12 protein-coding genes are annotated in these 15,451 nt (G+C 58.5%); 5 read left to right on the top strand and 7 right to left on the bottom strand.

Features of this window, described 5'->3' with window-relative positions:
• Window positions 1-131 precede the first annotated feature (131 nt).
• The 3 genes from L6758_RS03340 to thrC all read right to left on the bottom strand — a co-directional run bounded on the left by L6758_RS03340 (window position 132) and on the right by thrC (window position 2,933).
• A complete protein-coding gene (locus L6758_RS03340; protein ID WP_237204488.1) occupies window positions 132-392 on the bottom strand; it encodes a type II toxin-antitoxin system RelB/DinJ family antitoxin in 261 nt (86 codons plus the stop codon).
• A gap of 241 nt (window positions 393-633) precedes the next feature.
• Window positions 634-1,389, bottom strand: a complete 756-nt coding sequence (locus L6758_RS03345) for an SHOCT domain-containing protein (protein WP_237204489.1) — start codon at window positions 1,387-1,389, stop codon at window positions 634-636.
• Window positions 1,390-1,505: 116 nt separating this feature from the next.
• The gene (gene thrC, locus L6758_RS03350) at window positions 1,506-2,933 is read right to left on the bottom strand and encodes a threonine synthase (RefSeq protein ID WP_237204490.1); all 1,428 of its coding nucleotides are present in this window, start codon (window positions 2,931-2,933) and stop codon (window positions 1,506-1,508) included.
• Between the two features lie 123 nt (window positions 2,934-3,056).
• On the opposite strand from thrC, the gene L6758_RS03355 reads away from it, so the two are divergent.
• From L6758_RS03355 to L6758_RS03370, 4 genes are all read left to right on the top strand, one after another.
• Window positions 3,057-4,304 (top strand): sensor histidine kinase, encoded by a 1,248-nt coding sequence (locus L6758_RS03355; RefSeq protein WP_237204491.1) that lies wholly within the window; start codon window positions 3,057-3,059, stop codon window positions 4,302-4,304.
• 50 nt (window positions 4,305-4,354) lie between these two features.
• A complete protein-coding gene (locus L6758_RS03360; protein ID WP_237225418.1) occupies window positions 4,355-5,035 on the top strand; it encodes a response regulator in 681 nt (226 codons plus the stop codon).
• Between the two features lie 250 nt (window positions 5,036-5,285).
• Window positions 5,286-6,035 carry an ABC transporter ATP-binding protein gene (locus L6758_RS03365; protein WP_237204492.1) on the top strand — a complete coding sequence of 250 codons (750 nt, stop codon included), beginning with the start codon at window positions 5,286-5,288 and terminating at the stop codon, window positions 6,033-6,035.
• Window position 6,036: 1 nt separating this feature from the next.
• Window positions 6,037-8,631 (top strand): ABC transporter permease, encoded by a 2,595-nt coding sequence (locus L6758_RS03370; protein ID WP_237204493.1) that lies wholly within the window; start codon window positions 6,037-6,039, stop codon window positions 8,629-8,631.
• Between the two features lie 52 nt (window positions 8,632-8,683).
• Here L6758_RS03370 and L6758_RS03375 read toward each other — a convergent pair whose 3' ends face one another.
• Window positions 8,684-9,565, bottom strand: a complete 882-nt coding sequence (locus tag L6758_RS03375; protein WP_237204494.1) for a hypothetical protein — start codon at window positions 9,563-9,565, stop codon at window positions 8,684-8,686.
• A gap of 153 nt (window positions 9,566-9,718) precedes the next feature.
• Between L6758_RS03375 and L6758_RS03380 the strand changes: the two genes are divergently transcribed.
• The gene (locus L6758_RS03380) at window positions 9,719-10,786 is read left to right on the top strand and encodes a hypothetical protein (protein WP_237204495.1); all 1,068 of its coding nucleotides are present in this window, start codon (window positions 9,719-9,721) and stop codon (window positions 10,784-10,786) included.
• A gap of 98 nt (window positions 10,787-10,884) precedes the next feature.
• Here the strand turns inward: L6758_RS03380 and metG are convergent, their stop codons facing one another.
• The 3 genes from metG to ilvC all read right to left on the bottom strand — a co-directional run bounded on the left by metG (window position 10,885) and on the right by ilvC (window position 15,385).
• The gene (gene metG / locus L6758_RS03385; RefSeq protein WP_237204496.1) at window positions 10,885-12,426 is read right to left on the bottom strand and encodes a methionine--tRNA ligase; all 1,542 of its coding nucleotides are present in this window, start codon (window positions 12,424-12,426) and stop codon (window positions 10,885-10,887) included.
• A gap of 77 nt (window positions 12,427-12,503) precedes the next feature.
• Window positions 12,504-14,099, bottom strand: a complete 1,596-nt coding sequence (serA, locus tag L6758_RS03390; RefSeq protein WP_237204497.1) for a phosphoglycerate dehydrogenase — start codon at window positions 14,097-14,099, stop codon at window positions 12,504-12,506.
• A gap of 257 nt (window positions 14,100-14,356) precedes the next feature.
• Entirely contained in the window at window positions 14,357-15,385 is a 1,029-nt protein-coding gene (gene ilvC / locus L6758_RS03395; protein WP_185174491.1) for a ketol-acid reductoisomerase, read from the bottom strand.
• Window positions 15,386-15,451 lie beyond the last annotated feature (66 nt).

Here is a 15,451-nt window from a genome sequence, read left to right on the forward strand (position 1 = left end):
GGAAACTATAACAATCAAATTACCCCCCCCCGCTAGCTAGTCTCACGATTTATACAAGTGACTGATATAGAAACGAAGGAGGGGTTTGCGGTGCTTTGGCATCTCTTTTGAACTGGCTGGTTCGGTGGATTTTAGTCAGCATCAGTCAAATCAGCCATGAGAGCCTCAACCGATGTGAAGGTCTTCCCGTGCCGCTGCTCAGCTTCCTGTCGTGCTCGTACATTGAGAGGGTTCTCGCGGTGCGGAGTAAAGGGCAGACCGTTATCAACGAGTGACTGCTTAAGGAACATATTCAGTGCAGTGCTGAGGTCGAGGCCGAGGTCGCTGTAGAGTTTTCGCACCTCTTCTTTAGTGGCGCTATCGGTGCGGAAGGAAATTGTTGCATCAGTCATGAGTGCTCCTGTTAGTACAACATCATTACAAATGTACCGAACTGACGTTAATCTGCACATTTCAATTTCACAGAAAACTATTCATATTAACATCATATCCAACAATAGGCATCGACACCCCCAACCAAATAGAAATATCTAATATTGATTAGATAGCGCATTCTATAGGACGAGGCAAAGCATTTATTGTCAAGGTTTACTTTATGCCACTGCCAATTTCACCAGCCAAATTACAAAATAACTATTCACTCAATAACTTTGATTTTTCCCTGGAAAACTCTTCATCAGTCAAAAGACCCTTCGAATGCAATTCCCCAAGCTTGCTGATAGCGTCATATTTATCACGAGCATTTTCAGTTTTTGCATGAGATTGAGCAGAATTGAAAGGATCCACCACTGAATTTTTTGAGTTGGAAATCTTTACAGCTTCCTCAATTTGGGCTTTTAGCACCTTAGCCTCAGACAGAAGTTTTTGAGCCCTATCATTTGCAGCAACCGACCCTTTAGGGAGAAAAATATGAGAATATGTGAAACTTCCTCCAGAAGTTGTCACAAGCTCAACTTTAATCTCACCAATCCTCTCTGTTGATGTAGTTTTTGAGCCTGAAGTAACTGCCCCCACCACAGCACCAGCACCGCCAAAAGCGATACCTCCAGCGACAGCTCGGGTTATACCTCCCTTATTTACTGTTTTCGATTCAGTGGTGTTATTTACAATTAGTGAAACTTCGGCAACTTCACTACCTTTAATTCGCTTAGGAGCTTTACCAAATCCATTTATTACATACAAATCACCATTAACATCACCAGTTATTCCAGAACCATTTGGGAGGTGGTTTTCAAACTTCTTCTCTACCCCAACATCTTTCAACTCAGCATCAAGCTTTTGTTTTACAGAATTTATTTTCTGCTCATTTTTCTTTCTTTTATCATTATCCATCATCACAAGACAGAAAATCATAAAAATAATCAATAGAAAAATAATAAATCCGTCCATCTAGCTATCTCCAATCTATATATATTAAAGTTTCTCGATTAGACCAGTTACCTGACTCTATCGCGAATTTTAATTTTAGTTTTCACATAAACAAGATCCGCAGCAAAAACCTGTACCTATGCGTTCTTCTCAATCAGCTCCTTGACAGCCTCAACGTCGTTGGGCAGGTCAATCACGTGGCGGTCGGCCTCCATAATGCCGGCAAAACGCTCAGGGATAGCGGGCTCGGCGCCGGTAGCTTCAAGGATGGTTTCAGCGAACTTAACCGGCAGGGCGGTTTCCAGGCAGATAATGGGGGTATCCACCTTCTCTGCCCAGTCGCGGGCGACCTTAACGCCGTCCGCGGTGTGGGGGTCAAGCAGCACGCCCAGGCGCTCGTTGGCATCGCGGATGGTGGCGACGCGGTCGGCGTGGGTTGAACGGCCAGAGGCAAAACCGTAGCGCTCAGCAGCTTCGGCAAAGGCCGGGTCATCGGTCAGGGAGAATCCGCCCTGGCGTACCTTGAGGCCAAAGAGGTCAGCGGTCCGCTCGGCGTCACGGCCTAGCAGGTCAAAGACAAAGCGCTCAAAGTTTGAGGCCCGGGAGATATCCATGGAGGGGCTGGAAGTCTCGTAGGTGTCAGCTGATGAGCGCACCCGGTAGTCACCGGTGCGGAAGAATTCGTCCAGCACGTCGTTCTCGTTGGTGGCCACAATCAGGCGGTCGATGGGCAGGCCCATCTGGCGGGCGATGTGGCCGGCGCAGATATCACCGAAGTTACCGGTGGGCACACAGAAGGAAACCTTCTGGTCGTTGGTTTCGGTCGCGCGAATCCAGGAGGAAACATAGTAAACAATCTGAGCCATCAGACGAGCCCAGTTAATAGAGTTGACCGCGCCAATGCGCTTCTCAGCCTTAAAGGCAGCGTCAGCAGAAATAGCCTTGACCACATCCTGGCAGTCATCAAAGACGCCGTCAAGGGCAACGTTGAAGATGTTTTCATCATCCAGGCCAAACATCTGGGCCTGCTGGAAGGGGGTCATACGGCCAGCCGGGGTCAGCATGAAGACCTTGATACCGGGACGGCCGCGCATGGCGTACTCGGCAGAAGAACCGGTATCGCCCGAGGTTGCACCCACAATATTGAGAGTCTCACCCCGGCGGCCCAATTCGTACTCAAAGAGTTCACCCAGCAGCTGCATAGCCATGTCCTTGAAGGCGGCGGTGGGGCCCTCAGACAGGTGGCCGATCAAAATACCGGGTTCCAGTTCAGTGACCGGCACAATTTCTTCGGAGGCAAACTTGGGGTAGGAGTAAGCCCGGGCAGTCATGGCCTTGATATCGTCGGCAGGAATGTCGTCGATGAAGAGCTGCAGCACCTCAGCTGCCAGCGCCGCGTAGCCTTCTTCTGCCAGAACGGTCCGCCAGCGGGTGAGGGTGGCCTCGTCAAGAGCAGGGTAGGTTTCGGGCAGGTAGAGACCGCCGTCGGGGGCTAGGCCACCGAGCAGGATGTCGGTGAAGCGGGCGGGAGTCTTGGATGCGTCGCGGGTTGAGATGTACTGCATGGGTATAAGCCTACCGAAACTGTCCGGCCGGTGGTGCTAGGCGCTCATACTGCGGTATGAATTTGGGGTGCGGACGCCCGCCGCCGCCTTCCCGGGGTCGGGGCGGCTTTTAGACTTAGGAGGGTGGATACCCTACAGATAGAACTGGCTACTACCCAGCGCCGGAAGAAGCTGGTCAATGCGTTTGCTGTTGCCCTGGGGCAGATACTGACCCTGGTGATAACGCTTGCCTTTGGTCTTGCCATGGTGGAGGGCACCTGGGCGCTGGTTTATATAGCGGCCTGGCTGGTTGCTACGTCGAGTCTCTATTTCAGGTATTCCCGGCCGGTTCTGGTGGTGGTTCTGGTGGTGGTATCGCTGCTGGTTACCATACCCGCCCAGTACCCGGCGGTGGGTTCCTGGTGGGCTGCCCCGGTGATGGTTTACCACCTGGTGCGGTATTTTTCGAAGCCGGTGCGTATTGGAATTTTTGTCGCAGCTCTCTTAGCTTCAGTCGTCGGTGGGTTTGTTTTCGCCCGCCCCTTTCTGGTCTATGACCCCAGTTCCTTCGAGTTCTACGCCACCGCCCTAACCGCTGCTTTTATCTGCGCGGCGATTGTCACGATTGCCTGGTTCTTTGGCGACTCCCGGCGGCTTCGCGAGAACCGCCACCGGGCCCTAATTGAGCGGAACCGCCAGTTAGAGCACGAGCGGGAGCAGGAACGGGCCCTTGCCGCCCTCGATGAGCGGGCCCGCATTGCCCGGGAAATGCATGATATCGTGGCTCATTCGCTGTCTGTCATCATTGCCCAGGCGGACGGCGCCCGCTACGCTGCCGCTGCCCAGCAGGCTGGGAGCGGGGCGGGGGCGTCCGCGCAGAATGAACCCGTGGAGCTAGCCGCCCTGGGCACGATTTCTGAGGCGGCGCGGTCGTCCCTGCAACAGATGCGTACCCTGCTGGGGGTCCTGCGCACCGATGAGGGCACTACCGTTGAGCCCCTCCCGGCCCTGCACAACGTCCCCCAGCTCATTGAGCAAACCCAGAAGCTGGGCATACCGGTGCGCTTTAGCACGGTATCGGGGGTTGAAGAGAAACTGCCGCAGGGTGCCGACCTGACCATCTACCGTATTGTGCAAGAGGCCCTGACCAACGTGGCCAAGCACTGCCCGGGCACTCCCCTGGTGACCGTCACCATTAGCGAGGGTAAGCAGACCCTGGATATCGACATCACCAACCTGCCCCAGGCCGAGCCCACCCAGCCCCTGCCCGGTGCCCGCCGCGGGCTGCTGGGTATGCGCGAACGTGTCGATATGTACCACGGCACCCTGCACTACGGCCGCCTAGCCGACGGGTCTTTTAGGGTTTTTGCCCAGATTCCCTTCGTGCCCTAGACCCGTTTTCACCAGCCCCCCATGATGACCAGGAGCGATAGAGTAAAACCGTGATTAGAGTTCTTCTTGTAGATGACCAGCAGCTTGTACGTTCTGGCCTGGCTATGCTGATTGGTTCGCAGGCCGATATGCAGGTGGTGGCCCAGGCCGGGGATGGTCAGCAGGCTATCGAGCTGGTCGCCGAGCTGCAGGCTGCTGGGCTGGGGCCTGATGTAGTGCTCATGGACGTGCGTATGCCGGTGCTCGATGGTATCGAAGCCACCAGCGCTATCATCGCCGCCCACTCCGAGGTCAAGGTGGTCATGCTGACCACCTTCGATATCGACGACTACGTCTACGCCGCGGTGCAACGCGGGGCCAGCGGCTTCCTGCTCAAGGACGCCCCACCCGAGCAGCTTCTCGGAGCCATTCGGACGGTGCAGCGCGGGGACGCCGTCATCGCCCCCAGCGCCACCAAGCGGCTGCTTGAACAGATGATTCCCCACCTGGCAGGAGGTGCACCCACCCAGCAGGCGCCCCAGAAACACGCTGAAAAGATTGCCAGCCTGACCAACCGCGAGCGCGAGCTCTTCTTGCTCATTGCCCAGGGCCTGTCGAATGGTGAGATGGCCCAGCAGCTCTTTGTTTCTGAGGCGACCGTCAAAACCCATGTCTCGCATATTCTGGCTAAGCTTGAGGCCCGCGACCGCGTGCAGGCAGTGATTATTGCCTACGAGGCGGGGCTGGTTTAACCTTCAATACTGAAAATTATTAGGTTCCGCAGACTCACAGCGAAGCTGCTGGCTCGGCGGCTGGCGTGAATCGCCGTATGAGCGAAGCGAATCGGGCGAGAGGGTCGGCAGCGAGCGTGAGTCTGCGGAACCTATTTCATACGAGCCTATTTCATACGAGCTTATTTCATACCTAGGTATGAGGCCCGCCCCTTTCGCTTCACTCCCTAGTGCGATGTGCCCTGCCCCACTGCCTTGCCATACTGGGTATATGAGCACCTCACACACTATTCCTATCGCTGTTTCTGCCCGGAATCTTTCTAAAACCTACACGGGTGAGTCCCCCGTGCACGCCCTGCGCAACATTTCCATTGATTTTGAGCGGGGCAAGTTCACGGCCATCATGGGCCCCTCTGGCTCCGGCAAGTCAACCCTGCTGCACACCCTGGCAACTCTCGATGCCCCCGACCCCGGGGAACAGACGTCCGTACAGGTCAAGGGCGTGGAGCTGACGGGGCTCAAGGACGCCGCCCTAGCTGAGTTCCGGGCCCGTAATATCGGCTTTATTTTTCAGGCCTTCAACCTGATCCCCACGCTCACAGCGGCCCAGAATATGGAGCTGCCCCTGGGTCTGGCCAAGATGGCGGTTGATACCATCTGGCGCGATGAGCTGGTACGCACCCTGGGCCTTGAGGACCGTCTCAAGCACCTGCCCTCCCAGCTCTCCGGTGGGCAGCAGCAGCGGGTGGCAATCGCCCGAGCCCTGCTCCCGCGCCCGGCCGTCATTTTTGCGGACGAACCCACCGGCGCCCTCGACTCGGCGACCAGTACCGAGGTTCTGGGGCTCCTGCAGCAGGCCAGCCGGGAACAGGGGCAGACTATTCTGATGGTGACCCATGACCCGCTTGCGGCCTCCTACGCTGACCGGGTCCTCCTGCTCAAGGACGGTCAACTAGCCGGCGGACTTGAAGCCCCCACCCAAACCGGTGTGCTCTCAGCTCTTGCAAGGCTCGGTGATTAGCGTGGCCACTACTCTAGGCACCGTCGCCTTCTCTCATCTAGGCAAACACCGTCTGCGCTTTGCCCTCACCTCTATCGGCATCGCAATTTCGGCTTTCTTTCTCACAGCCGTCCTGTTGATTAATACCTCCTTCTATGACGAGGTGAGGCAGGCAGCAGGCCAGAAGTACTCCACCGCCGATGCTGTTGTCGAAACTACCGATAGGTTCACTCAGGGGGGCGCCACCGACTACCTTCTCACCCAGGAGCAGGCTGACCGAATAGAAAATCTCCCCGCAGTTGAATCGGCCTGGGCAATGGCCGCCACCTATGCCGTTATCCACATACCAGACGAGGGCGAGCAGGCAGGGAGCACCTACAGCATCACCCAAGCCGATATGCCCGCCGAGGCCTTCTTCCCCTACTCCCTGAAAGAGGGCAGCCTACCGACGTCCGCCCATCAGATAGTGATTACCGACCGGGCAGCCGAAGCTCTCGCGGTAGGGGTGGGCGGAGCGGTCGTCCTCGATGATCTTTCTACCGTAACCGAGCAAACCGACCTGGCAGAGCCCCTCCCCCAGGCGGCCTACACCGTCACCGGTATCTACGAACGCCCCACAGGCTACAGAGCGGGACCAGATATGGTCTTTACACCGGGTAACGGTGTAGCAAACTACATTGAACGCAGCCACGCCTATTGGGGTAACACCCCCGACGGCATCTACGAGCAGGTTCTTCTGAAGCTCAAAGACCCCACCTCCACGTCCTTAATGGAGCTCAAGCAGACTCTTACCAACTCTCCCGGCCTTACCGTCTCGTCGGTTGAGGAACAGATTAGAAACGACGTCGGCAAGGGAATGGGCAGCTACACTGCCCTGCTCTCTATTCTTTTCGGCTTTGGGGCTCTCTCGCTCCTTATGAGCTCCTTCATCATCGCCAGCACCTACAAGGTGCATGCGGCAGCCCGCTCCCGTGAACTGGCCCTGCTCCGCACCCTGGGCGCTACCCGCCTAGCGGTGGTGCGCATGCTCCTGGTCGAGGCAGCGGCTCTCGGCGCACTCTCATCCCTCGCAGGTATCATCACCGCCTACCTTGCCGCTCTAGTTTTCAACGAAAGTGGCCGCATCACCTTTAACCCGCTAGCGGGTGCTCTCGCCATGCTGGTCTGCACGCTCATTACCCTCGCCGCCGTGCTCAAGCCGGTCTGGGCAACCCGGGCTATACCGCCGGTGGCGGCGCTCAACGGCTACCAGGAGCTTCCGAACGCTCCCCGCACCAGGCACACCTGGGCTTATATCGGCCTCTGCCTTGTACTCACCCTGGCTACAGTAGTCTGCGCCCTAGCCGGGCTTCAGGAGAGCCATGCGGGTCTCATCATGCTGGCTACGGTTCTGGCCGCCCTTACCTTCGTGGTGGCAGCTCCCCTGCTCGTCGCACCGGGCCTCGCCCTGCTCCGGGTCTTTGCCCGCCCCTACTCCACCGCGGCCCTGGCCCACAGCAACATCGCCCAATCGCGGGCGTCCGCCTCGGTAACCGTCCGCATGGTCTTCATCTGTGCCGCCTTCGTCAGCGCAGCCCTCACCGGTTATTCCACCATGCAGCAGAGCTTCATGGCAGAACTAGACCGCAACTACCCCTACGATGTTGAGGCGGTACTTGCCGAACCAGACATCGTCCGCCTGCATGAGATACAGCGCCAGGTCTCCCAGCTCGACGGTGTGGACGCCGCCCTTGTGGCCCTGCCCCAGGGTAGTGTGCTGACCTCGTCCGATAGCTGGTTCAGCACAACGGTTTACTCCGTAGACCCAGAAACCCTGTCTCGCCTGCACGGTGACCAGACCGGCCAAAAGCTGACCGAGCAGACGGTGCTGCTGAGCCAGGCCTACGCAGACTCCTTCGGGTTTCAGGAGGGCCAGCAGCTCTACATCGAAGGAACCCGTGACGCTATAGAACTCACCGTCAGCATCACCTCCGATACGCTGCGCGGCTTTCTCATCACCACGCAGAACGGCAACCTCATCAGCAGCACAGACCTGGTAGACCCCACCGGAGAGAACACCGAGGCAGGCCTGCTCCTAGCCGATTTTGACCCCGGTATCAGCTGGGGCGACCGGTTCTCTGTGCTCAACCCCATCGCCGAAATCACCGGCCTCGACGCGGGTGAACTTTCGGGCGTAGCAACCGAAAAAGCCCGCTTACAGGATGATATGCGCTCAGTTCTATGGGCCGTTCTGGGGCTTCTATCGGCCTCACTACTGGTCTCGCTCGTGGGGCTTGCCAACACCCAGTTACTGAGCACCCAGCAGCGGCGCCGATCCTACGCACTGCTTCGCATCAACGGCCTCTCCAGCCGTCGGCTGCAGGCTGCCGTCAGCTACGAAACCCTGCTACTGGCTGTCTTCTCCCTCATCTGGGGTGCTGGAGCCGGCCTTATCACAGCCTTGCTACTGCTGCAGGTTTTTGCTGTCAACAATTTCACCCTGGTTTACAGCGTGCAGGCCTGGCACTACCTAGCGATTATTGCAGGCGGCCTTGCCCTGGCCTGGGCCACGGTCTTTTTCCCGGCCCGGTCAGCCTCCCGTATACCGCCGGTTGCCGCCCTACAGGAGGTGAACTAGCAGGGCGGGGCGGGCGTCCGCCCCCTCAGAGAAGCGGACGCCCGCCCCTGCCCTAGCTGGCAGAGGGGCTAGCGCTGGGGGTGGGTACCGTCACCGATGAGGTGTTCTTGGGGTCGGTCTTGTCAGCGGCAACCCGCTCCCCGGCTGTAGCGTGAGTAGCCTCAAGCTCTTCCGAGAACTGCTCAAGACGCTGGTAGACAGCCTCATAGTAAGAGTTCTTCAGGTCGGTAATAGAAGAGTCATAAGAGATGCTCTCACGGCAGGAAATATCGGCCTGCAGCATCTTCTCAGCGCTTTCTGCCCCCAGCAGGCTCGCACTGTAGGCTGCCTGGTCGGTGCTTGAGACCTGGCCGAACCCCGCGTCCTTCATGCAGGTAGCCCACGACTCCTGCAGGGCCAGGTAGTTCTCATCGGCCCGCAAACTAGTATCAATGGCCTGGGCGAACTCAGGCGCTAGCAGGGCAGCCTTCATGCCGCTCTCCACTGATCCATAGATGTACTCGTAGCTCTGGGCCATGCAACCAGCTGAGTTGAGCTCACCGCTGGAGTACTCCATGAAAGTCACTGTAAAGGACTCACCGCCCTCCCCCAGATAGGCGTCCAGCCCCGCCTGGTCAAAGCTAGCGGTAGCCCGGCCTTCAGCGGCAGGTAACTGACCGTAACCCGAGGCTTTCAATTCCTCGGTGGTTCGGCCCGTGTAGACCGCAGAGTCCAAGGTCAACCCAGCCTCAGGCTCCTGGTAGCTACCGCCCGCCTCAGCCACGCAGCGCTCCACAAAAGCCCGACGGGCAGACTCAGCCTCTGCCGGTGGGAAAATCCAGGACTGCAAACTGTCAAGGTGCTCGGCCTGAGCGGTCTCAGCGGTCAGCTCATCGAAGTTCTGGGGCTGTGAAGAACACCCGGCCAGCCCTAAAGCTGTGAAACAGCTAAGCAAGGCCAGCCCCTTCACACAGCGATTCGTAAGTAATGACACGGCATCCTCCCTAGATAATCAGCCTCAATTCTAACTACTATAAATAAGCAGCATCACCACTATCCCCACACGAAACCACGACGACCTCGTCACAGAAAGCAGACTAGTAACGTTATGACCTCCCTTGACCAGCAAGGACTTCAGACCAGCCGCCGTGGCCTCATGCGCTTTGCAGCGCTCACAGGTGTGGCCGGTGTTGCCACCGCAGCAGGAACTGCAGCCATCAACGCTACCGCCCACGCAGCGGACGCAACCGCCAGCGTCTTCCCCTCAGATTTCTCCTACCCCACCGTTACCGGCCCCTCCCTGGCCCTGTGGGGTAGCTCGTCTTTTGACGGCGCACACGCTGACCAAGGGGTACCGGCAGGTTTCGATGCAAGCCCGCGAGCGCTGCTTTCTAGTTATCTCTCTGCCCCGGTTCTAGAGTTCGGGCGTGGTGGAGATACCTCGTCCCTCATCACTGCACGAAGGGGCACTAGCCACTATCGGTGCCATCTCATCTTCCCCAACGATAAGATTCCTGCATCGGGGCAGGTCAATGTAACTCTTGCGGGCGAATCGCTCATGAGCTGGGGCTCTTCCCTTCAGTTGCCCTGCTACGTCGGAGCGGTACCGGGTGTTTTATCTGCTGGCGCTTCTGAAGGGCAGTACGTGTTTACTCGGGCTGTCGCGGGCGATGAAATCTATGCTCCACCTATCAATGGAGCCACTGTAGTTCAGTCCTACCAAGAGATGATTAGTCGCACCTCATATCATGTCATTCAAATTGGTCGTAATAATCTCAATCAACCCCAGCAGATTAAGGATGATACCCAGCGAGCCTATGACATGGCTCCAGAACGTACCATCGTATTAGGTCATTTCAGGGGCCAGCATGACGGTAACGACTCCACCATGGCCAAGCAGGTGAACGACTATAATGCTTGGGCTGCTCAGACCTACGGTGTACGTTTTATGAATCCGGAAACCTACCTGCGCGAGACGACCCAGGAGTCTTGGCTGCGCTACGGTGCCCTGGCGGGCTCGGGTGTCTGGTCTTCTGACGATGACCGAAAGGCCTACGACGAAGGAAAGATCCCTGCAACCCTTTATGCCGCCGATGGTTTCCATCTGAACGGCTGGGGCTACGTTGCCCTATCGCAGATGATCTACTACAAGGTCACTGAGCTCGGCTGGTTCTAGCATCTCGGGTATAAGCATAAGGACGCGTCCCCCACCTTTCCTGCGGAAGGTGGGGGACGCGTCCTTCTAATGCATTGATAGGAAACGCTGCTAGTAGCCTAGGCGCTCTTGGGCTCCTCGTAACGGGGGAAGATGGGGGCCGGGGCGGGCAGCTCGGTGCCGGGGATGAGGGCCTGCCCCAGGGCCGCAAAGACGCGGTTCTCGGGAGCAACCGCCAGCAGGTCGAGCATCTTCCCCATGGAGGTGGGCATAACCGGCTGGGTGAGGGTGGCGACAATGCGGAGTACCTCGGCGGTCACGTAGAGCACGGTGTTCATGCGCTCTAGGTCGGTCTTGCGCAGCTTCCAGGGCTCCTGGGCGGTGAAGTAGCGGTTAGCTTCACCCACAACCTGCCAGATACGCTCCAGGGCGCGGTGGAAGGCCTGTTCATCGAAGTCAGCGCGGACGGGTTCGTACAGGGCCGCTGCCATCTCAAGCATGGCGGTATCTTCTGCGGTGAAGGCGCCGTGGGCAGGAACCTTACCGTCGCAGTTCTTAGCGACCATGGAGAGAGAGCGCTGGGCCAGGTTACCCAGGTCGTTGGCTAGGTCGGAGTTAATGCGGTTCTTGATGCCTTCGGCTGAGTAGGAGCCGTCCTGGCCGAAGGAGACATCGCGCAGCAGGAAGAAGCGCAGCTGATCCAGGCCGAAGCTGGCGACCAGGTCAGCGGGGTCAACCACGTTGCCGATGGACTTGCTCATCTTCTCGCCGTCAACCAGCAGGAAGCCGTGGCCAAAGACCCGCTTGGGGATCTCAAGACCGGCTGACCATAGGAAGGCGGGCCAGTAGATGGCGTGGAAGCGGGTGATGTCCTTACCAATCAGGTGAAGATCAACGGGCCAGAACTTAGAAAAGAGTTCGCCCTCGGTATCGGGGTAGCCCAGGCCGGTGATGTAATTGGTCAGGGCGTCCACCCAGACGTACATGACGTGCTTTTCATTGCCGGGTACAGGTACGCCCCAGTCGAAGGTGGTGCGGGAGATGGAGAGGTCGGTCAGGCCGTTCTTGATGAAGGCGGCCAGTTCGTTACGGCGGGATTCGGGGTAGACGAACCCCTCGGTGGAGTAGAGCTCCAGCAGGCGATCGCCGTACTTGGAGAGACGAAAGAAGTAGGATTCCTCTTCGGTCCACTCGACCTCGGTACCGGTTGAGATGGCGTAGCGGACGCCGTCCCGTACCTCGGTTTCGTCCTCGGTGTAGTAGGCCTCGTCGCGCACGGAGTACCAGCCAGCGTACTTATCCAGGTAGATATCGCCGTTCTCTTCCATCTTCTTCCAGATGGCCTGAGAGGCAGCGTAGTGATCGGTATCGGTGGTGCGGATAAAGCGGTCGTAGTCGGCACCTACCAGATCGGCCATAGCGCGGAAGCGGGCTGAATTCTCATCGGCCAGTTCCTTGGGGGTCTTGCCCTGTTTGGCAGCGGTGGTCTGCATCTTCTGCCCGTGCTCATCGGTACCGGTCATGAAGCGCACGTCGAAGCCGTCAAGCTTCTTGAAGCGAGCCATGGTGTCGGCGGCAATAACCTCGTAGGCGTGCCCGATATGGGGGGCACCGTTGGGGTAAGAAATCGCAGTGGTGATGTAGTACGGGGTAGAAGTCATAGGTACCACTTTACCCGTTTACACCAACCACTGCGAACGCTATTTCCCGTGCTGGAAAGGCGCGGGTGGGCTTCTTGCTAGTCAGCCAGGTTAATAACCGCCGCGCGGGAGGCGTTGACCACGCGCTTGATGGATTCGAGCACCTCGGCTGAGAGGGCTGAGTCCAGGGCAAGGACGCAGAGGGCTTCAGCGTTCTTGTCGTTGCGGGAGACCTGCATACCGGCGATGTTGATGGAGGCGGTGCCCAGCAGGGTACCGATAGCGGCAATGACGCCCGGGCGGTCTTCGTATTCGAGCACCAGCATGTGGTCGGTGATGGGGATTTCGATATCGTAACCGTTGACGTTGGTCAGTTTCTCGATGAGCTTGGGGCCGGTGACGGTACCGGCGACGGAGACCACTTCACCGTTAGCGAGAGCACCGGTGAGTACGGTTTCGTTGCGGAAGTACTCGGTATCGGTGGTAGTGACCAGCTCGACCTCAACGCCGCGCTGTTCGGCCAGCACGGGGGCGTTGACGTAGGAAACCTTGTCTGAGACGACGTCGGTGAAGACACCCTTGAGGGCTGAGAGCTTGAGGGAGGTGACGTCCTTGGTCGCGATTTCACCGGCAATCTTAACCTCGACGCGGGTGAGGGCTTCGTCGCCGCCGATGGCGGTGAGGATGCGGCCGACCTTCTCTGCCAAGGGAACGCCGGGGCGGACGTCCTTGTCAATGGCGCCGCCTGCGACGTTGACGGCGTCGGGCACCAGGTCGCCTTCAAGGGCCAGACGTACAGATTTTGCAACCGAGATACCGGCCTTTTCCTGGGCTTCAAAGGTGGAGGCACCCAGGTGGGGGGTGGCAACGACATTGGGCAGCTCAACAAAGGGCACGTTCTTAGCGGGTTCCTTGACGTAGACGTCGATGGCAGCACCTGCAATTTCGCCTGCGCGCAGGGCAGCATCGAGGTCAGCTTCGTCAATCAGGCCACCGCGGGCTACGTTGACAACGTAGGCGGTCTTCTTCATCTTCTTGAAGCTCTCAGCGTTGATCATGCCCAGGGTTTCGGGGGTGCGGGGCATGTGGATGGTGATGAAGTCAGAGCGGTCCACTAGCTCATCCAGTTCAACCAGTTCTGCGCCCAGGGCTGCTGCGCGGGCTGAGGTGACGAAGGGGTCGTAGGCGATAATCTCGGTGCCGAAGGCCTTGAGGCGTTCTGCAACCAGACCACCGATTCGGCCCAGGCCGATAATACCGATGGTCTTTTCAAAGAGCTCGACGCCTGAGAAGGCGGAGCGCTTCCACTGGCCGGCCTTCATGGAGGCATCGGCGGCTGAGATGTTACGGGCCAGACCCAGGATGTGCCCGACGGTGAGTTCTGCTGCGGAAATGACGTTAGAGGTGGGAGCATTGACCACCATGACGCCTGCCTTGGTGGCGGCCTTGATATCGACGTTATCGAGGCCAACGCCCGCGCGGGCGATGACCTTGAGCTTCTTGGCAGCGGCGATGACTTCCGCATCGACCTGGGTGGCTGAGCGCACCAGAATAGCGTCTACATCGGCAATGGCAGGGAGGAGTTCTTCGCGGTTGGCGCCGTCGCAGGAGCGGATTTCAAAGTCGGGGCCCAGGGCTTCAACGGTGGCGGGTGAGAGTTCTTCAGCGAGCAGAACGACGGGTTTTGCAGTCACAGGTGGTTTCCTTAGATAACGGGTGACGGTTGTGGGAAAGTGGGGCAGCTGGCGCTTCGGACCCTAAGGACGCCGCTGGTAGGGGTGCTCGGCAAAGAGCAGGAGTGCGGTGGTTAGGCTACAGTTCACCGTACGGCTGTAGCGAGACCGCTCCCCCAGTTTACTGGGGGTTGGCAAGAGCCGGCTACCTTGCCCTGGGTAGGTGAGGTAGCCGGCTCTTGAGAGTTCACTGCTGGTGCAGGTGAGAGTAGCTTGGCTTAGCGGGCAACTGAGCCGTCGACGTAGTCTGAGTCAACGGAGTTGTTCCAGGCAAAGAGCTTGCGCAGTTCGCGGCCGGTTGCTTCGATGGGGTGGGCTTCACCCTTGGCACGCAGCTCCTTGAACTCGGGGCCGCCGGCTGCCTGGTCTTCCATGAAGCGCTTGGCGAAGGTGCCGTCCTGAATGTCGGCCAGAACAGCCTTCATGTTTTCCTTGACCTCGGGGGTGATCACGCGGGGGCCTGAGACGTAGTCGCCGTATTCGGCGGTGTCTGAGATGGACCAGCGCTGCTTGGCGATGCCGCCCTCAATCATGAGGTCAACGATCAGCTTGAGCTCGTGCAGCACCTCGAAGTAGGCGATTTCGGGCTGGTAGCCAGCTTCGGTCAGGGTTTCGAAGCCGTACTGGATCAGCTGGGAAGCGCCACCGCAGAGAACTGCCTGCTCGCCGAAGAGGTCTGATTCGGCTTCTTCCTTGAAGGTGGTCTCGATAACGCCTGCGCGGGTTGCACCCATAGCCTTGGCATAAGCCAGGGCCAGGTCGAGGGCCTTACCTGAGGCGTCCTTTTCAACGGCAACGAGGGCGGGTACAGCGCGTCCTGCCTCAAATTCGCGGCGGACGGTGTGGCCGGGGCCCTTGGGGGCAACCATGGCAACGTCGACGCCCTCGGGGGCTTCGATGTAGCCGAATACGATGTTGAAGCCGTGGGCGAAGAAGAGGGCGTCACCTTCGTTGAGGTTGGGGGCGATGTCGTTCTTGTAGACCTCTGCCTGAACCTGGTCGGGGGTGAGGATCATGATGACGTCTGCTTCTGCTGCTGCTTCTGCAACGGTGAGCACGCGCAGGCCTTCTGCTTCTGCCTTGGCGCGTGACTTTGAGCCTTCTGCAAGACCAACGCGGACGTCTACGCCGGAGTCACGCAGGTTGAGGGCGTGGGCGTGGCCCTGGGAACCGTAGCCGATGATGGCGACGGAGCGTTCTGCGATGTTCGCCAGATCTGCGTCGTCGTTGTAGTAGATCTTTGCCATGGTGTTCGATCTCCTTGATCGGTTGAGGGGCAGCAGCTGCTGCTAAACCTTGGTTGTGATGAACCG

Origin of the sequence: Rothia nasimurium (assembly GCF_928382285.1) — a bacterium.
Lineage (GTDB): Bacteria > Actinomycetota > Actinomycetes > Actinomycetales > Micrococcaceae > Rothia > Rothia nasimurium_E.